Here is a 20,148-nt window from a genome sequence, read left to right as displayed (position 1 = left end):
ATATGAAGCTGATTATTTTTCATCTTTACTCTGCCTTATCTTTTTTATTATATTAGTTGTTGATTTACCTTTAACCTCTGTTATTAAGACTATTTTCCCACCATAACTGTAAACTGTTTCTGCTTCCGGGAGATCTTCAATTCTGTAATCTCCACCTTTAACATAAATTTGTGGTTTTATTGCTTCCAGTAAAGCCTTACAGTCAATCTCAGAAAAAAGCACCAAATAGTCAATCATCTCCAAAGCAGAAAGCATTTCCAATCTCTCCTGCTCTGGAACAAAGGGTCTATTTCCCCCTTTTAATTTCTTAACAGAACTATCACTATTAACAGCCAGCACTAATTTATCTCCTAAAGCAGCTGCTTTTTTTAGATAACGAATATGGCCGACATGTAAAATATCAAAACAGCCATTAGTAAAAACTATTAATTCTCCTGCATCTTTTTTTGCTTCAATTTCGGCTTTTAGCTCATCTAATTCCATAATTTTAGCTGTCATTTTTATTCACTTCCCTGATTAGTTCCTCAGCTGTAACTGCAGCAACTCCACTTTTGCGAACAACAATTCCCGCAGCATAATTAGCAATTCTAATTGCTATTTCGACTGCTGCTCCTGCAGCAAGTGCTAAGATTAAAGTCCCAACTACTGTATCACCAGCTCCAGTTACATCAAAAACTTCGGAAAAATTAGCTGCTGGTATATGTTCTATTTTATCTCCAGGCGCAAAAAGAGTCATTCCATCTCCACCCTGAGTTATTAATAAATACTTTAGTTCTAGTTCTTTTCTCATTTTTAAACCAGCTTTTTCTACTTCAGCCTGGCTTTTTAGTTGAGATCCATAAATTTCAGATGCCTCTTCCAAATTTGGAGTAGCAATTACTGATCCCTTAAATTGGGGTAGCTGGTAACGACTATCTACAGCAGAATATTTGCCAGCAGCTGCAGCAGTTTTAACAAATTTAGAAGTGGTATCCTGATTGAAAATCCCATTCCCATAATCAGAAAATAATATAGCATCACTCTCAGCAATATTTTTTTCTAAATAGCTGTTCAATTTATCACTCAATTCAGCGCTGATATCAAAGCTCTTAACTTTGTCAACCCTAACAACCTGCTGTCTGACTATCTGTTCTCCACCTGCTAAAATCCTTGTTTTTTCAGCAGTGGGACGGCCGCTGTCTTTAAAAATGCCATCAGTAATAATATTTCTTTGATTCAATTCTTTTTTTAATGCTGCTGCAGATAAATCATCCCCTACAACTCCCAGCAGATCAACCTGAGCTCCCAGACTTGCAATGTTAGCTGCTGCATTAGCACCACCACCAGGCAGAATTTTTTCCTGCTGATGTTTTAAAATCAAAACCGGTGCTTCCCGCGAAAGCCGCTCTGGATCTGCAATAATAAACTTATCTGCTATTAAATCACCTAAAACCATAATTTTTTTATCTTTAAATTTTTTTATATATTTTATAAGTTCTTCAGCCTGATAATTATCCATTTCATCCCCCTAGAGCTTAACCTTAATCCCAAGTTTTATTACATCATTATCTAAGTCCCAGTATTGATTAGCTACACTTATTTCTAAATCACTTCGAGGACCTATTCTGTAATTAGCGCCACCCTTATAAAAAGCATGATCATCTAGATCATCATCAATAAAATAATAAGTCTGCCAGAAAAAGCTTAAATCAGCACCACGGGTAGCAGCTGCTAAACCAAATGCCTTACCAAAATCAAGACCATCAACCTCATTTGTCAGCATCAGATTCAGATCCAACCTGAAGTTATCTTCCATTAACATGTTTAAACCCATATTTGCTCCAAAATAAAAGTCATCTCCATCAAAGGCTAAGTTAAGCTTAGCTGGATGAATGTTATTTATCATAAATTCTGGCTCTAACTCCAGAGTGTCTACATCTGATGCATCACCTGAAATAGAATAAGTAACTGAATTTAAATTAGCAGCCCCCACTGCAGAAATTGAAATGACTAAAAATACTGCTGTAAATAATAGTATCATTGATTTTTTTAACATCCTATTGCCCCTTTATTTGATATTTTAATATAAAATTTAATTAAAGTTAATTATTTTTTTCATCAACTATCACGCCATTAGAAATTAATCTCTTTTCACTTGGGTTACTCATTGTAAAACCTCGAATAACCATTCGGGCTGAGCCGCCTCCATCTAAGTTTATAGCCTCAACTGCTCCTAAACCTTTTAAAGTTTGAGCCAGCTCCTCTAAGCTCATTCCGACACTTAAATCTGACTGTCTACCATCAATAGTCAAAAGCAGCAGATGATTATCTTTAGTCAAAGCGACAGCAGTTCTGGGTGCCCGCCCATTTAAAATATCATTTTGAAAATTTTCTTCTTGACCAGTAATATTAATTTTTCCAGCTTTTAAAAGCCTTGGACCTCCACCAACTGCATGTACTATCTTATTTTCATTTAAATTTGGACTAAAATTATAATTTAAAGTAATTTTTTTATTTTTTAGTTCTGGTATAAGATTTTTAATGTCTGATCTTTGAGCCGAAAATCTTATTATAAAACCATCAGGTGGAATAGCTGTTTTCACTCCTGCTTTATTTTCTACTCCTAAAATCTTATTATCTCTAACCACAACATCATAATGGTCCTGATCTAAAGCAGACATTCTGGGACCATAGAAGTAATTGAAAACTATAATTTCTTCTTTTTTAGCTTCTCTATTTACTCCATCAATTTTTATTTTTTGCTCTGCTGGCCCGATTAATAACTCACCCTGCCAATCTACCTGAGCAAAAGAAATATTATTATCTTGATCAATTAATAAGGCACTTCTCTGGTGGATGGGCTCACTAACAAGTTCCTGATTTATATAAAGCAAACCAAGAGGTCGACCACTGTAATGAAAATAGCCACCATTGACACCAGCAATTGCCTTGTGTCTTTTAATTAAATCAGCCAAATCTTCTCGCCCAGGAACTAATCCTTGAGCTAAAACTGGTTTTAGTTTTAATCTGTCATTATCAAGATTATAGTCTATAACAGTAATTACTCTGGGACCAGACCAGCTCATCTGCCTTATTTCTTTTAAATATAATCCGCGCTCTATCCGAGCAGAAAGCTTCTCTTCACTATCAATTAAATTATTTAAATTAACTATTTCTGAGCGGTCATAATAATAATTAATAATTTCTTCGTAATTATATTCTGCTTGTGCTAAAGCAACAGTACCTGTTTTAGGTTTATTAATACTTTTCAGGGAAAAGTCTTTATTATAATAAAATTCATTATCCCGAATTAAAACTTCAGATTTTGTCGCCGCAGCAGCTTCTTTGAATGCAGGATTTAAAGAGCCAAACTTTAGATAGTTTAAATTTTCGAGTCTTGCCCCCTGTGTTTCCAGCTGATATAAAATAGAAGTTCTATACAAAACTGCCTGAGCTTTTAAAGCCCTGCTTGGGGCAGCGAGACTAAAGTAATTCTGCAGTAGATGAGCAGTTAATTCTTCTATCTCAGTTTTATAAGAAAATAAAACAGAATCTGCTAAGGGGCCCAACTGGAATTCACCCTGCATCTTTTTAGAATTCGCTTTAAATTCCCCTTCTATCTCAAAGACATAAGCTTCTTTTAATTTTTCGCCAGCTTGATTATAAAGGATTAGCCCTTCTTGTTCCGGAGGAGAATCCTCAGCTGCTCCAACTTCATTTTCCGTCTCCGCTTCATTTTCAGTCTCTACTTCAGTTTCAGTCTCTACTTCAGTTTCTGTTACTGCTTCGGCTTCAGACTTAGCAATATTTCTATTTTCAGCAAGTTCAAGCTCACGCGGCCAACCATTATAGCCTGCAGCTTCTAAATCCTGCTGCAGTTTTTCAGCCTCACTTCGCTGATCATAAAAACCTGCAACTACCTTAAAGAGCTCGTCTTCTGCTAAAATTATAAGTTCCGCTTCTATTTTCGCAGCAGCTTCAGCTTTAAAAGCTTTAGCTTTCGCTTCAGTAGAACTTGCCATAATCTGGATTCCCCAGCCGGCTTTCAGCTCTGCTGCTGTTTGAGTTTCTTTACTCTTTTTGATATCATTCTGGCTAATAAAATATATTTCTCCCGCTTTAAGGCTGATGTCCTCTTTATCTGCAGCAGATACAACAGTATCAGTGCCAGCTTCTATTTCTATTTTCTCAGCTGGTGAAAAGATAGGGATACTAATTATTTTCTCACTTTTAACAAATTCAGTCAGATTCCCCTGAAAAAATTCTGCTGCTGCAGGGGTACTCAAAATTAGCAGTGCTATAAAAATATATAAAATTATATATGAAAATTTTCTTAAATTCTGCAAGTTTTTCATCTCCATTAATAAAAGAATTAAATTTGTTTCCCTACTTATATATATTTTATCTCAAAGAGCCAAATCCTGCCTAAAAAATCAATTATTTAGCTATTTTTTCACTAAAAGCAGTTTATGTTATACTATATGTATTAGAACTTAAAATTAATGTATTAGAATTTAAAATTTAAAAAATAATTAAAATTAGAATAGATTTCATATTAGAAAGGATTTTAAAATGAAAAACAGCAAAATAAAAATAACTATTATCGATGGCTATTTAGATGAACCATCCTGCCTGGGAGTTCCACCCTACATTTCTCCACATGTTAGATATCTATGGGGAGCTTTGTTAGAAGCCGGTGTTCAGGCTGCTAATTTAAATTATATCACAATTGATGAACTACGTCAGAACAAAAATGAGGAACTCGAAAAATTAGAAAGTTTAGATCTAGTAATTTTAATTGCCGGCACAACAGTTCCCGGCCATTATTTAGGCGGCCAGCCAGCTTCTGCAGCTGAAATTAAAGAAATTGGGCAAAAGCTTTTTTATCCTACCAAAGTTTTAGCTGGTCCAATTACTCTAATTAAAAAAATGAAAGAGAAATTTGAAGATGATTATGATCTTCTTGCTTCAGAAATTGCAGCTTTAGATCTCTATCAGCGTCTGCAGGCAAAAGAAATAGCTGCAGAGCAGAGAAATGAGTATATTAACCAATTTTCTTTAACTGGAGCTCAAGTTGTCAAAGAACATCCTAATTACCCACATATCATTGCTGAACTAGAGACTTTTAGAGGCTGTCCGCGATCCAGTCACTGTGCTTTCTGCAGTGAAAGACTTAAGAAATTAACCTACAGCCGTCAACCTGAAGCTCTTAGTAATGAAGTTAAAGCTTTAGCAGCCGCTGGCATTCACCACTACCGGCTGGGCAGCCAGACAGATCTGCTGCTTTACGGGGCTCAAAAGAAAAGGGAAGATTTTATTTTAAACCCAGCTCAAATTAGAGAGCTCTATCAGGGCATACGAAAAGCTGATCCTAAACTGCAGGTATTACATATGGACAACATGAATCCTGCCGAAATAGCAAGACATCCAGAAAAAGCTGGTCAAATAATTGAAACTATTGCTAAATATAATACTCCCGGTGATACAGCTGCCTTTGGTCTGGAATCTGCTGACCCCTTAGTTTTAAAGAAAAATAACATAGATAGTACAGCTGAAGAAAATTATTTTGCCATCAAATTAATGAACGATATTGGGGGCAAACGTGAAGATGGGATTCCAAAGCTGCTGCCGGGTCTAAATTTTCTCCACGGCCTAATTGGTGAAAGAAAAGAAACTCTAAACTATAATTATGATTTTTTACAAAAACTGCTCCAGGATAATTTAATGCTCAGAAGAATCAACATCCGTCAGGTGGTTCGACTGGGTAGTTATCCTGAAATAAAATATAGCCAGGGTGAATTTAAAAAATATAAAGAAAAAATCAATCAAGAAATTAATCAAGAAATGCTTAAAAGAGTCTTTCCCACCGGTGTTATATTAAAAGATCTTTATTCCGAAAAAAAGAAAGGAAGCTTAAATTACTGCAGACAGCTTGGAACATATCCGATCTTAACAGCAGTTATTGACCAAAATGATGATTTTTTTGACCAGGTAAAAGTTATAGATCACGGTTATCGTTCAATTACTGCACTCAAATGGCCTAAAAAAGTCAATGAATACAGTAAAAAAGAACTGGAATCTATACCAGGCATCGGCAGCAAAAGAGCTTCCAGCATTATTTTAGAAAGACCACAGAATAAATTTGAATTAAAGCAGCTGCTTGGCGACAATTTTAAAGAAAAAACCTTAAATGAATTCTTTAAATTCTAAGATCCGAATCAATTCTGAATCTAATTTTTAAGCTAAATTGTAATTATTTAAAAATCTTTTGTAAGTTCTTTTAGATATTTTTTAAATTCTGGTCCTAGATCTTCTCGAACCAAAGCTAGCTCTACAGTTGTTTTGAGAAAACCCATTTTATTACCGACATCATAACGTTGACCCTCAAAGTCATAACCATAAACAGCTCGCTGATCCAGTAAAGTCTTTAAAGCATCAGTTAGCTGTATTTCTCCACCTTTACCAGGGGCAGTGTTTTCTAATATTTCAAAAATATCAGAAGTAATAATGTATCGACCCAGAATTGCAAGTTGAGATGGTGCTTCAGCTAAAGCTGGTTTTTCTATTAAATCTTGCACTTTATAGAGGTCTCCATCTTTTTGACTAAAGTCAACTATTCCATATTTATTAACATCTTTTTTAGCTACTGTTTTGCAGCCTAAAATTGCAGTTTCTTTTTTTTCATAAGCTTCCATCATCTGTTTGATTACTGGTTTTTGAGAGTGAATAATATCATCACCGAGCAAAACTGCAAAAGGCTCATCTCCTACAAAACTTTTTGCACAATGGATTGCATGGCCTAATCCTTTTTGCTCTTTTTGTCTAACTGAATGAATAGTTATCATTTGAGATATATCTTGTACTTCTTTTAATAATTGTGTCTTGCCCTGCTTTTCTAAAGCTTGTTCTAAGGCCAGGGATTTATCAAAATGATCTTCTATACTTTGTTTGTTTTTTGAGGTTATAATTAAAATATCTTCAATTCCTGCTGCAACTGCCTCTTCTACAATGTACTGAATTGAAGGTTTGTCTACAATTGGCAGCATTTCTTTCGGTTGAGCTTTTGTAGCAGGTAATAATCTAGTTCCCCAGCCTGCTGCTGGTATTACTGCTTTTTTTACTTTCATTGTACCACTCCTCACATTTTAATTATCAATTATATTATAACATTTATTTAAAAGAATGTTAAAAAAAAGAGAGGCTGCAGAGCCTCTCTTATATTGATTAATAATTATTTAGCTAAAATTGTTCTAAGATCTAATTAAAAAATTAAACATTCTCCATTATTTTATCCATTTCGGCAATAATCTTTTCTTTAAACTCAGCCAGTTTCTTTTCTGCAGCAGCCTTATCTTTATCCTTAACTGCAAAGTAGAATTTCAACTTTGGCTCAGTCCCAGAGGGTCTAATTGTAAGTTTATTATTACCCTCAAGTAAATATTGAAGAACATTAGATTTTGGAAGTTTTAGTTCTTCTTCTCTTCCTTCTTTCAGATATGAAACTTTTGATTGCTTATAATCTTTAACAACTTCAACCTCATGTCCTGCAATTTTTTCTGGGCTCTTTTCTCTTAAGTGAGCGATGGTCTTTGTTATAATCTCCTGACCTTCTTTACCTTCAAGTCGAATTGAATGAAGATCTTCAAGATAATAACCATACTCTGCTCTTAATTCTGCCAGACGCTCAAGTAAAGAAGTCCCTTCTTCCTTATATTTTAAGGCCATAATAGCAACAAGACCTGCTGCAACAGCAGCATCCTTATCTCTAGCATACTTGCCAATTAAATAACCTAAACTTTCTTCAAATCCTAAAATAAATTCTTTATCCCCTGACTTTTCGAATTCAGTCATTTTTTCCCCAATAAATTTAAATCCAGTTAGAACATCTAAAACTTCTACCCCATAATCAGCTGCAACTTCAGCAACCATATCTGTAGAAACAATTGATTTAACAATTACGCCATTATCAGGCAGTTCTCCAGCTTCTTTGGCCTCTCTTAATAGAAAATCAGCAAATAAAACTCCTGTTTCATTACCATTTAAAAACTGATAGTTACCTTCAGTATCTCTAACTGCAGGCGCCAAACGATCACAATCAGGATCTGTTGCCAAAATAATTTCTGCATCCTTTTTTTCTGCAAGTTTTAGAGCCAGTTCAAAAGCATCTCTGTCTTCAGGATTTGGACTTTCAACAGTAGAAAATTCAGAGTCGCCGTCTGCCTGTTCTTCAACAACATTTAAATTAGAAAATCCTAAGTTACTTAAAAGTTTTGGCACAACTGTACTTCCAGTTCCATGTAAAGGAGTATAAACTACTGATAAATTGCTACCCTTCTCGGCTGCTAAATCAGTATCTGGTAAAACTCCCATTAAAGTCTGCTGATAGCTCTCATCAACTTCACTACCTATATAATTTAAAAGCCCCTGATTAACGGCTTCCATTTCGTCCATTGTTTTAACAATAGAAAAATCATCTATTTCTTCAATTTCAGCAATAATATCTCTTGCCTGCTCAGGAACAACCTGACCCCCATCTTCCCAGTATAACTTATATCCGTTGTATTCGGAAGGATTATGGCTGGCAGTAATAACTATTCCACCAATTGCATCAAGTTCTCTGACAGCATAAGAAAGTTCCGGAGTTGCTCGCATTCCGGTAAATAAATATGTTTTAATTCCATTAGCAGCTAAAACTAAAGCCGCCTCTAAAGAAAATTCTGGTGAATTATGGCGGGAATCATAAGCGATAACAATTCCTTTGTCCTCTCCATTATCACTATAATTAATTATATAGTTTGCCAGTCCCTGAGTAGCTTTACGAACTACATATTTATTGATTCTATTGGTTCCAGCCCCCATTTTACCTCTCATTCCACCTGTTCCGAATTCTAAATTTTTATAGAAACGATCTTCAATTTCTGCTTCATTATCCTTAATAGCTTCAAGTTCCTCTTTTGTTTTTTCATCAAAATAATCACTTACAAGCCAATCACGATACCTGGACATATAACTCAAAATTGATCAACTCCTTTGTTGATTAACAGTACTATAGTATTGTACTACTTATTGGAAATATTATATCACAAATAAATTTTTTTATAAAGTTTTTACAGAAATCTGAGTATATTAAGTATATTTTGACAATTCGTTTTAAAGTTGGGTAAATATTATTAAAACTTATATTTAAAATTTAAGGAAATCTTACGGCCATCTTTGTCAGAACGGTTGGAATCATTGTCATTTCTCTGCCAGTCATATTGAATTTTACTGTCTAGTTTCAAATTTTGACTCAGCTGCCAGCCCCATTTTAAAGCTATCCGCTCCCGCTGATAATCAGAATCAGGGCTAAGTTCATATTCTGTCCACTGTTTTTGTAAAATTAGTTGATAATTATGAATATCATTTTTCTTATACTGTAAAGTATACTGCAGCCTGGCCAGCTGATAATCCTTATAATCATAATCTGCTTCTAAATAATCCTTATCTCGAAAAAGAACTTTGAACCTGTTTCTTAATTTTTCAGTTAAATAAAACGTGTAATTTCCTTCTGTTTCTAAATTGAGGCTATTATAACTCTGACTCTGCTCATATATTTTTTCCTGCCGCTGGACCTTTAAATAATAGTATTCGCCAACTGCAAGTTTTTGTTTATATTTGAGCCACTGTTTATCATAACGATAGTAATCTAGAGGCTCATCATTTTCCCAATTACCTGGATCGGTGTACATTCGATCACCATTTTCAATACTGCCGCTGATTTCTGGTTTATAATTTTTTGCCAGAACTGAAGGATTTAAAAATGCGAGAACTAAAATAAAGAAAACTAAAGCTAAAATAAAACTTAAAATATATGTACTCTTTTTCATAAAAATCACCCTTTACCTTCCTATTTCACGGCCTAATAGAAAAGTCCTCTATTTTAAGTGATTTTTATCATAATTGTAATGAATATCCATTATATATTTATTTTTAAATTTCAAAGCCAAAGCTAAAAGTTTCATCTATAAATTCATAGTTGAGATAAAAACTGTAACAGTCTTCATTTTGAGCAAAGCGCAGATTAATTTCTTCCCAATCATCTAAATCAAGATCATAAATGGCATTTGAACTAATATTAAAAGATGACTGCTCTAAATCACGCTCAACATTTAAACTAAGTGAAGGTTTTACTAGTCTTTCCTGTTCTTCTCTGTCATCAATTAGTGGACTTTTACCCCAGGGGTAATTTTTCTCAAAGAAAAGAGAAGAATTAAGTTCCATTTTCTGATTCAAGCTGGTATTATAGCTAAAACCTGTATTTAAACGGGTGTAATAATAATTATAATCATAAGAGCTGCGGTAATGATCTAAACGATAGTTATAAGCTAAATGATAGTTAAGTCCTTTAGCTAAAGGCTCTTTTAAATTATAAGCCAAACTAACTCTCTCTTTATTTAATTCTACGCCTTCATTTTTGACCCGCCCTGAACCAACAGTTGTTCTAATTCCCAGCACTCGTGGAAAGTTAAGCGTTAAATAAGGATAATAGTTATAACTTTCGCCAGCAATATATTTAAGATTCCAGTTAATAGAATGCTGATTATAACTCATTAAATATTTTTCTTTAACCCGCTGCTCGTCAAAATCATATTCCTGTCTAAAGCTTGTATTTAAGCCATTAGTAAAGTAATAATGACCGGCAAGTAAATATCTATTTTCGTTATCTTCAGCCCTTAAATCTCTACCTACACCGGCCTCCAGAGCATATTTATCTCTATCGTAAAGAATCGAACTGAAAAATTCTTCTTCAAAGTCATCCAATTCCTCATCATCAAGGTCATAATTATATAAATAATCATAGCGATTTTTAATAGTTAAATAATCTGTCAGCTGATAAAAATTATTAATTATTCGCTCTTCATATCTATCGTATTCTCTTCCTTCTGTCAGATAAAAAATTTCTCCACTGCTTTTATCACCAATCTGATATGGATATTTAAATTCTGCAGTCAGACCTCGATCATTGTCATAGCCAAGTTTAGGGAAGGGAAAAGCATTTTTTAAAGGGCTTTCTCCATCACTGGGGTCATATTCAACTGAATAATATGGCAGGTAAAACACCTGTATATTAGCGATATAAGGGGCTATTCCGAAAATATCTAGCGAATTATCGTCATTGATTTTTATTTGTTCAGCTTTAAAGTGGTAGTGGGGTTCTTCTCTAATACAGGGTGTAAATTCTGCCGATTCGATTTCTGCTGCTACTGGTGAAACTGAAAGGATTTTAAGTATTTTACCGGAAAAATTAATTTCTCCGATACTTCCTTCAGCTCCAAAGAGCTCTCCTTTTTCACTTTCATAATTATAAGTTAAGCTATCTCCGTAAAGATCATCTTTTTCAGAATGGATTACTACATTGCCTGATGCTTTAATTATCTTTGTATTTGTATCAACTGTTATTTTATTTGATTCAACTACAAAGTCAGAAGCTTTAAAAACAGCATTACCTTCAAAAAGCACTAGCCCTTCTGCCTGCAGAAAAGTTATATCATCAGCTGTCAGTACATAATTATCTGCCGACTCGGCTTCAGCCGCCAAAACAGAAGAAGCAAAGCTAATAGAAAAAATTAGGCTTAAAATAATTATTAAAGTGATTTTGCCTTGAGTAATATTATTTAGCACAATAATTCTCCTAATTAATTTTTAAAACCTGCCCAAGTTTAACGCTCAGGCAGGTTAATAATCAAAAATCTATTTTATAACTACACCATATAGTTCTTTGCTTTCAGTTACCTGAATATACATTTCAGATCCGGCAGGAATTTCTTCATCTTTACCTTCTACAAAATAGCCGGCTACTACTCCTGGTAGACCAAGAATAGCTGTTCCTAAAACACTGGCCCCGATTGCAAATTTCTGCGATTCATTTTCTTGCTGAGCTTCTTTCTGGATAGCCACAGCCAAATCTGACCCATCTATTGTTTCCAGTTGAGGAAAGCCAATTTTAATATCGCCATCTTTACCCATTTTGCCAGCTTCTTCAATCTCAGTAATTTCTAATTTACCGCGGCTGCCTTTAGGTATAATCAATGTGTTTTGAACTTTAACATCTTCCATTACTTTATAAGCAACTTTTTCACCTCTACGAGCAGTGTTAGAATTAATTTTATCTAATAATTGAACTCGTATTAATTGGTTATTGCGGCTTTCTACTTTTTTAACGGGCATTTCCTGACCCTTAATAGTTAAATTATATAACTGTTGAATTCTTTCTTTAATTGGGCCCTGATTTACTTCTCCGCTAACCATTTCTTCTAAGCCATTTAGCCTCTGAATCAGATTCCCTCCTGCTAATTCTCCTCTAATTGACCACTCAATGGTATTATATAAAAATAATAAAGAGGGTGATTTTTCAGAGCTAATTAAAAAATCATTAATTAATTTTTCTGTCCGTTCTACAATTGAACCGGATTGTTTGGCATTATAGACTGTTTCTTCTACCTCGTCTACTCTGGTTAAAATAGGTTTATCCGAAACTGAGCCATAAAGTATTGTTTCTATTTCTCCCAGTTCTGCCAGTGGAATAATACCTGCAGCTTGAACAGAGCTGAATTTCAAAAAAGGTGTAAAAACTAAAACTGTTAGAACAAATATACTGATTATTTTTCTGATTTTTAATGACAAAAGACCTACACCATCCTTTTATTTATATTTATTAAAAGTCTATTTCAAAAGAAGCTCTAATTTTTTTCTCTGCTTCTTCTTCATCTTCTCCTTCAATTAATTCATAACCTAAAGCCAGACCATAATCTTCACTAATATTAACTCCAATACCTAAATCCCAGGCAGTCTTTTGCTGATTTAAGTCATCGGTTAACTGATTTAAATCAAGCAGTTTATAAGAAGCACTAAAAGTTGCCAGATTATTAAAGGCAAAATCTACACCTGTTATTCTTTGAGTAATCTCATCTGCTGTATCAACCTGATAACTGGCTCTAATTGAAGATCCTTCTGGATAATTATATTCTACTCCAAAAACTGTCGAATCTCCTGCAAGTTCCCAGTCTTCATCATAATAGTCACCAAACTTGTTGTTGTCGATAAAATCAGCAGATAAAGTGACCCGTTCATTACTTTTATAAGCTACCCCGAGACTGCGGCTGCTTTCTAATTCATTTTGATAAACTTTTCTAACATTATTATTTACTGCAGCTGGATTGTCATTATCCGGCTTAAAGTCATCATCTATATTTTGATCGTCATTAATGTTTTGATTACTATCTTCAATATTTGCTTGGCTGCTATTTTTAATATCCCACCATTCTTCATTTAAGATGGAATATCCGGCTCTGATTGAAGTCCGAGAATTTAGTGCATATTCTAATTGAAAATTGGCTGTTGTTTCTAATTTTTCATCTTCTTTTTGAGAATAATTTGCATCAAAATCTAAATCATTTAAAATATTTAAATGCTGAGAGTTATTAAGTGTTGTTTCGGTTAAAGAAAAATTATAATTTTCAAAAGCTAACTGATCTATAGCCTGATCTTCTTCGCTGTCAAATTTAGAAGCAATACCAAGCAATTCCTCTCTGGCTGATTGAGAAAAATCCTTCTCTTGAGACAGGTCTAGCTCCTCTAAGTTAGTGTCTTCATCAACATTAAGTTTTTGATTTTCTTGAGCGTAAATATTAAATGAAAATAATAAAATTAAAATTATTGATAAAGCAATTAATTTTTTCACCTGCCTGCCTCCTTTCGAAATCTAATTACACACTTTAATTATAACAGATATCAAGTCAATAATCCAGACAGTTGAGATAATATTTTATATTGCAAAATTTAAATGTTATACAATATAAATTAACTATGTTATAATAAAGTAAATATAGAAAGGTAGTGATTTAATGTCTGTAGAAGTTTCTTTTATTGCTGCTTTATCGGCAGGTCTGCTTTCTTTTTTTTCACCCTGTATTTTACCTTTGATTCCAACTTATTTATCATATATGCTTGGTGATTATGCTAAAGCCCAAAAAAAAGATAAAAATCTTTCTTTAATTATAAGATCTCTTAGTTTTATCAGTGGTTTTACTGTTATTTTTATTCTACTTGGTTTATCAGCAACTTTTTTAGGCAAGTTTTTAATTCAAAATCAGAGCCTGCTGACAACTGTTGGTGGAGTGATTATTATTATTTTTGGTCTGCACTTAACTGGCATCTTTGAAATTAAATATTTTTACAGAGAAAAGAAATTTGAGCTTCCTCATTATTTAAAAGGGAATTTAAAAGCCTTTGTAATGGGAGTAGTGCTTGCAGTTGGCTGGACTCCCTGTATTGGCCCAATTTTAAGTTCAATTTTAATTGCAGCCAGCAGCAGAGCTAATATAGCAGAAGGTGGCCTTTTATTATTTTTTTATGCAGTCGGGCTTGCAGTACCCTTCTTTTTAACAGCAGTTTTTATGGATTATCTTTTACCTAAATTTAAAGCTTTTAATAAATACTTACCTGTAGTAAATAAAATAACGGGTACACTTTTAATTATTTTTGGCTTAATGATGGTTACAGGTTATCTGGAAGTTTTAAATAGAATGTTATTGTAAATAACAAAGCCTTCAACCAGAATTTAAAGTTCTGATTGAAGGCTTTTAAAATATAATATTAAGTTTTAATAAAGATTAACTCTCTTAATTTAAAAACTTTTAATTATAAATTAAACCTTGCAACTAAGTCTTCTAATTGTTCTGCTCTGACTGAAAGCTCATCTGCTATATTTGAAACTTGATCTACAGATGCACTCTGTTCTTCACTGGCAGCTGCTACCTCTTCTGCAGAAGCTGAAGTTTCTTCTGAGATTCCGGCAATATTATGAGCATTTTCTGAAATTTCTTTACTAAAGTCATTTGTCTGTTTCACAATTTCTGCCGAACGTTTCATTCCTTCACTTATACTCTGTAGAGCCTCTCTAATGTCACTAAAGGTAACACTCGCTGATTCTACAAGTTCTTCTCCATCTAAAATTTCTTTTTCACTAACTTTCATTTCACTGCCTACAGCCTTAGTAGTTTGAGAAACTTGATCAATTAATTTTTTAATCTTTTCAGCTGAAGTTGAAGATTCTTCTGCTAAATCTCTAATTTCATCTGCAACTACCGAAAATCCTCTGCCTGCTTCTCCAGCTCTGGCAGCCTCAATAGCAGCATTTAAAGCTAATAAATTAGTTTGATCAGCTATATTATCTATAATATCAATTATGCTGCCAATTTCTTGCGAAATAGATTCTAAGTTTCTGATATCTGCAGCGACTTCACGCACAGATTTAACTATCTGTTCCATCTGTTCATTTAACTTATTCATTTTAGTAAAGCCTTTTTCTGTTACTTGATTCATATTTTCGGTCATTTCTACTACCTGATCATTATTATTTTCTAAGTTTTCAATACCTTCAGAAAGCTGCTGAATATTTAAAGAAACATTTTCAACACTTGTAGCCTGCTCATCTGCACCTGTAGCAACTTCTTGGATTGATAGTGCTACCTGTTGAGAAGTATTACCAACTTCTTTGGAACTCTCATCCAAATAATCTGCAGTATCTGAAACCTGGTCTGAAGTTTCTTTAATATTTTTAACAAGATTTTTTAAATCTTTAACCATACTATTAAAAATATTACCCAGACTACCGAGCTCATCCTGACGCTTGATATCTAATTCTAGATCAAGGTTACCTGCTGAAACTTTTTGCATCTGATTACCATAATTTAAAATTGGTTTGACTATGCTTTTACGAACATAAAATGTTATTATTAAAATCAGGATTACTAAAATAATAAGAGAAATAATAATAATCTGTCTTAATATCTCTCTGTTGGCACTATAGGCTTCTGCAAGTGGTACCTGGGCAAATACTGAAGCGTTAAGGGCTTCAACAGGCACAAAAGATGCAAGTTTCTGCTCTCCACCTTCTGTATATTCTAAGTAACCACTCTCTCCTGCTAAAGCATTGCTTAAATCAATATCCTGGCCGATATCGTAACGTTCATCAACAAGATTCTGATCTGGATGAGCAAGTGTTTTACCTTCTTTGTCAACCATAAATGCATATCCCGCTTCTCCCACTTTAGTAGAAGCAATTAACTCACTAATAACTTTTAAAGAAATATCACCTGCCATTACCCCAACAGAATTTCCAGCTAACTCTACTTTTTTGGCTACTGAGATAATAATTTCTCCACTACCGGCATCAATATAGGGATCAGTCCAGACTACCTCGTCTGTTTTGACAGCATTTTTATACCAGGGCCTCTGCCTTGGATCATAACCTTCGGGTAGATTCTGATCAGGTTTAATATAGATTTCTCCATCAGCTGCCCCAAAATAAACACTTTTAAATTGATCATAATTTGCTAAAATACTGTTAAAAATAGAATTCATCTCTTCAATATCAGTGTTTTTAACTGAATTTTGAGAAGAGGCAAATTCTATTATCGATTTACCATTATTTAAAAAACCATTGATCTCCGACTTTAAAACTGTTGCGATATCATTATTTCTGGTCCTGGCCATACCCGTTATTTTATCTGCTGCTGTATCATTAATCATATAACCAAGTCCAATCATCCCCAAAATTACTACCACAGATATTATTGTAATAATTTTAATACTTAAACTCTTATTAAAATTTAACTTACCAAAAAAGCCCTTACCATCCTGATCTGACAAACTAATCACCTCTCATATTTTTATCTAAAATAATACTAAAACCTAAGCCCAAATTAACAAAATCTTATATCTCACTATTTTACATTATTCGACATTTATAGCTATAAACCTCTAAATAATGTTAAATTAAATTAATTTACTTACTTTATACAAATTTTTGCTCTAACAACTCTTCAATTTCTACAAAAGGAACTGCCCTGCTGAATAAATATCCCTGTATATAATCACAATCAACAGTTTTCAACTTATTCAATTGTTCTCTTTTTTCGACTCCTTCAGCCACCACCGGTAAATCAAGACTATGGAATAAACTAATTAAGCTGTTGATAGTTTTTAAGTTTTCATATTCTAAAAACTTTTCAATTAAGACTTTATCAAGCTTTACCTTAGCAAAAGAAATATAGGTTAAATAGCTCAAAGAAGAATAACCAGTTCCAAAATCATCGAGAGCTAATTTAATACCCAAATCACTTAACTTTCTTAAATAATTTAAGGCCTTTTCTTTTTGATTTATTAAAAGACTTTCTGTTATTTCAATCTCCAAATATTTAGAATCAACCTCATTTTCTTTTAACTTTTCGGCTATAAAATCAATGTAATCCATATCATTTAACTGCTGCACTGAAAAATTCAAAGAAATCTTTATCGGTTTATTTCTTAAATTTTGCAAAATAGCTAAATCCTTAATTACCTTTTCTGTAACCCATCTGCCAATTTCAATAATTTGCCCGCTTTCTTCTGCTACCGGAATAAATTTAGCAGGAGATATATTATGCTCTTTTAATCTCAACAGAGCCTCAAAAGATTCAATTTCACCACTTGCTATATTAACCTGAGGTTGATATTTTAATTCGAAAGCATTATTTTTTACAGCACGGCGAAGTATTTCTCTAATTATTTTTTTATCTTTAATTTTATTAAAGATTTCCGAAGTATAAAATAGATAATATTTATTACTGAGTTCTTTTACCTGATACATTGCTGTATCAGCCATAGTTATCAATTCGTAACTATTAGAAGAATCTTTTGGGTAACAGCTAATACCCAGACTAAAATCAAGGTAGAATTCATTTTTATCAATTAAAAAGGGCTCAGAAACTATTTCTTTTAACTTCTTTATATATTTTTCAATCTCTTCCTTTGAATTAATATTTTCAATCAGCAGTAGAAATTCATCCCCACCATATCTAGCAACAAAAACATTATCATTAAAAGAGCTTAAAAGAAGCTGACTGAACTTTTTTAATAATTGATCGCCATAAACATGACCAACAGTATCGTTAATTTCCTTGAAATTATCAAAATCTAATAAAATAACCGCAGCTTTTGTTTTCTTTTTTAAAACATCTTTTAATTTTTTCATAAACTTTCTTCTATTGGCAAGACCCGTTAAAGGATCATGATTGGCCTGGTGTTTTAAGTCTTCACTTAGATTTGTTATTTCCTGGTTATATGCTTCTAATTGCTGATAAGCAGCTGAAATTTCTCCTGTCATATAATTAAAACTTTGTGATAGTTTACCTATTTCGTCATCTCTTGTTTCAGAAATATTTACCTCAAAGTCCCCATTAGCAACTTTCATAATCTTATCAATTAAATTATGGAGGGGATCAAGTAAATATTTTTTGTTAATTAAAAAGACTGTTATAATCAAAATAACAATAATAAGGAGACTTATTTCAAATATAATGAATTCCAGCTTATTTCTAACTGAAAAAGCTTCCTCACTCTTAATCTGGGCAAAAACAGTACTGTTTAGACGTTCTAAAGAAACAAATGAGGCTAATTTATAATCTCCATTATTTTTATATCTTAATGAACCAGATTTACTCTGGGAAATCTTATGATAATCTATTATCTTATTTATATTAAATCTGTTTTCTATTAGACTTCTATCAGGATGAGCAATAACCTCTCCACTTTGATTTGCTATAAAAGCATAACCTGTTTTACCTATTTTTTTATTTGCAATAGTATCACTAAGCTGTTCCAGCAAAATATCTCCTGCTAAAACCCCTATAATTTCTCCCTGATTATTTCTAATGGGCAGAGCTGCCGTAATCATTAAATATTCTTCATTTGCATCCAGATAAGAATCTGTCCAAATCATCTTTTCTTGCTCTACAGCCTTTTGATACCAGTTTCTTGTTTTAGGATTATAATCTGCTTTCAAATTAATATCAGGATACATTAACATCTGACCATTCTCATCAGCATAATAGAGATATTTAAGTTGAGAGTATTCCTTTTTTATAGATTCTAATAAACTTAAAATTTCTTGATCATTATCCAGTCTTTTTTCTAGAAAAGAGGCAGTTAAATAAATAATATTTTCAGTATTATCTAAAAAGTTATTTACATTATTTTTTAAGGCTTTTGCAATTTCTAAATTAACTTCTCTAACCTGACCACTCAATTCTTCTGAAAATAAATTATTAAGTGACCAGCTTAATAGAGCAACAAAAATAATAATGATAAAAATAATGGCCCAGTTAACCTTTACTATTAAGCTATTATACCATTTAACCTGCTTATTATTCATTTAACATCTCCTTTCTTTTAATTATAAATTTAATTTTATTATTTAAGCCTATATAATATAATTCCACAAAATTAAAGCTATTCCTCTAAAATCATGATTAATGGAAGAAAAATACCAAAAACCCTTAAAGCAGAATTGAAATCTCTGCCTTAAGGGCTCTTTAATATTGCAAGACTTTAATTAGTTTAGAAACTATAAGTTAAACCAGCTGTATAAGCAAACCCTTTACTGTAAATATTACCCTGCTGCTCATCATCAAGTTCAATATATAGATAATCTAACTGAGCATTGAAGTCCCAGTTTTCTGCAAATGATCTATTGTAACCAACACCAGCACGTAAACTAACACCATTGTCTAGATCATATTCATTTTCGCCTGGTTTTACAGAAGTATTTGGATTTAGACCAGGAATAGCTGTATCATAAACATAGCCATTCAAATCAGTTGTCTTTGTTCCCTGATGATAACCAATACCACCTGTAGCATACCAGTTTTCATTAATTTCATAGTCAGCTAAGAATGTTAATCCATGTAGATCAACAGCTATTGAATTATCATAAGATGTTCCGCCAAAAGTATAACTTTGTTCTACTTCACCAAAAATATACTCATATCTAATGTTTAAATCCCATTTATCATTAATTTTCTTTTTAGCACCTAGATATAAAAGTGGAACACGATCAATATTATCAAACTTATCTACATCTGGATCTACACCTTCAGCAACAGTATTAAAACCATCTATGGTATCATTATAAGTATCTAAAGTTACATTAACAATCTGCAAGCCACCAATTGCTTCCCAATCAGCAGCTGCTGCACTACCTGCCATCAGTCCTACTATCATCAAAGCCATCATTAACACTATAATTTTATTCTTCACGTTTTATAATTCCTCCTTGTGTATTTACATAATTTTCCTTAAGACATAAAA

Annotated in this window: 15 protein-coding genes; 2 read left to right on the top strand and 13 right to left on the bottom strand. The window is 32.9% G+C overall.

Going from position 1 to position 20,148, the window contains the following annotated elements; all coding sequences use genetic code 11:
• Positions 1–12: 12 nt before the first annotated feature.
• The 4 genes from rfaE2 to HSACCH_RS09305 are packed head-to-tail and all read right to left on the bottom strand — an operon-like array spanning position 13 to position 4,334.
• Positions 13–498, bottom strand: coding sequence for a D-glycero-beta-D-manno-heptose 1-phosphate adenylyltransferase (gene rfaE2, locus HSACCH_RS09320; protein ID WP_005489391.1), 486 nt, complete (start codon positions 496–498; stop codon positions 13–15).
• On the bottom strand, positions 488–1,498 hold the full coding sequence (locus tag HSACCH_RS09315) for a bifunctional heptose 7-phosphate kinase/heptose 1-phosphate adenyltransferase (RefSeq protein ID WP_005489390.1): 1,011 nt from the start codon (positions 1,496–1,498) through the stop codon (positions 488–490). Before HSACCH_RS09315 ends, rfaE2 begins: the two co-directional genes overlap by 11 nt.
• Before the next feature lie 9 nt (positions 1,499–1,507).
• Entirely contained in the window at positions 1,508–2,035 is a 528-nt protein-coding gene (locus tag HSACCH_RS09310; RefSeq protein ID WP_005489389.1) for a hypothetical protein, read from the bottom strand.
• A 46-nt stretch (positions 2,036–2,081) separates the two neighbouring features.
• Entirely contained in the window at positions 2,082–4,334 is a 2,253-nt protein-coding gene (locus HSACCH_RS09305; RefSeq protein ID WP_040477388.1) for a phosphodiester glycosidase family protein, read from the bottom strand.
• 217 nt (positions 4,335–4,551) lie between these two features.
• Here HSACCH_RS09305 and HSACCH_RS09300 point away from each other — a divergent pair, with 217 nt between their 5' ends.
• Positions 4,552–6,189 (top strand): radical SAM protein, encoded by a 1,638-nt coding sequence (locus HSACCH_RS09300; RefSeq protein WP_005489387.1) that lies wholly within the window; start codon positions 4,552–4,554, stop codon positions 6,187–6,189.
• Positions 6,190–6,236: 47 nt separating this feature from the next.
• On the opposite strand, the gene galU is transcribed toward HSACCH_RS09300, so the two are convergent.
• From galU to HSACCH_RS09270, 6 genes are all read right to left on the bottom strand, one after another.
• Positions 6,237–7,106: a UTP--glucose-1-phosphate uridylyltransferase GalU gene (gene galU, locus HSACCH_RS09295; protein WP_005489386.1), complete on the bottom strand. Its 870-nt coding sequence runs from the start codon at positions 7,104–7,106 to the stop codon at positions 6,237–6,239.
• A gap of 142 nt (positions 7,107–7,248) precedes the next feature.
• Complete coding sequence (locus tag HSACCH_RS09290; protein ID WP_005489385.1) at positions 7,249–8,994, bottom strand: phospho-sugar mutase; 1,746 nt, start codon at positions 8,992–8,994, stop codon at positions 7,249–7,251.
• A gap of 155 nt (positions 8,995–9,149) precedes the next feature.
• Complete coding sequence (locus HSACCH_RS09285; RefSeq protein ID WP_005489384.1) at positions 9,150–9,845, bottom strand: hypothetical protein; 696 nt, start codon at positions 9,843–9,845, stop codon at positions 9,150–9,152.
• 103 nt (positions 9,846–9,948) lie between these two features.
• Complete coding sequence (locus HSACCH_RS09280; RefSeq protein ID WP_005489383.1) at positions 9,949–11,640, bottom strand: LPS-assembly protein LptD; 1,692 nt, start codon at positions 11,638–11,640, stop codon at positions 9,949–9,951.
• Between the two features lie 69 nt (positions 11,641–11,709).
• Positions 11,710–12,642 carry a hypothetical protein gene (locus HSACCH_RS09275; RefSeq protein WP_005489382.1) on the bottom strand — a complete coding sequence of 311 codons (933 nt, stop codon included), beginning with the start codon at positions 12,640–12,642 and terminating at the stop codon, positions 11,710–11,712.
• A gap of 31 nt (positions 12,643–12,673) precedes the next feature.
• A complete protein-coding gene (locus HSACCH_RS09270) occupies positions 12,674–13,699 on the bottom strand; it encodes a hypothetical protein (protein WP_005489381.1) in 1,026 nt (341 codons plus the stop codon).
• A 163-nt stretch (positions 13,700–13,862) separates the two neighbouring features.
• Here HSACCH_RS09270 and HSACCH_RS09265 point away from each other — a divergent pair, with 163 nt between their 5' ends.
• Positions 13,863–14,555: a cytochrome c biogenesis CcdA family protein gene (locus tag HSACCH_RS09265; protein ID WP_005489380.1), complete on the top strand. Its 693-nt coding sequence runs from the start codon at positions 13,863–13,865 to the stop codon at positions 14,553–14,555.
• 103 nt (positions 14,556–14,658) lie between these two features.
• Here HSACCH_RS09265 and HSACCH_RS09260 read toward each other — a convergent pair whose 3' ends face one another.
• The 3 genes from HSACCH_RS09260 to HSACCH_RS09250 form a co-directional block, all read right to left on the bottom strand.
• Positions 14,659–16,680 carry a methyl-accepting chemotaxis protein gene (locus HSACCH_RS09260; protein WP_407635732.1) on the bottom strand — a complete coding sequence of 674 codons (2,022 nt, stop codon included), beginning with the start codon at positions 16,678–16,680 and terminating at the stop codon, positions 14,659–14,661.
• 136 nt (positions 16,681–16,816) lie between these two features.
• The gene (locus HSACCH_RS09255) at positions 16,817–19,213 is read right to left on the bottom strand and encodes a bifunctional diguanylate cyclase/phosphodiesterase (protein WP_005489378.1); all 2,397 of its coding nucleotides are present in this window, start codon (positions 19,211–19,213) and stop codon (positions 16,817–16,819) included.
• A 185-nt stretch (positions 19,214–19,398) separates the two neighbouring features.
• On the bottom strand, positions 19,399–20,097 hold the full coding sequence (locus HSACCH_RS09250) for an outer membrane protein (RefSeq protein ID WP_005489377.1): 699 nt from the start codon (positions 20,095–20,097) through the stop codon (positions 19,399–19,401).
• Positions 20,098–20,148 lie beyond the last annotated feature (51 nt).

It is taken from the genome of Halanaerobium saccharolyticum subsp. saccharolyticum DSM 6643 (assembly GCF_000350165.1).
Lineage (GTDB): Bacteria > Bacillota > Halanaerobiia > Halanaerobiales > Halanaerobiaceae > Halanaerobium > Halanaerobium saccharolyticum.
Note: the sequence above shows the minus strand (reverse complement) of the source record. Positions and strands in the feature narration are given on the sequence as shown.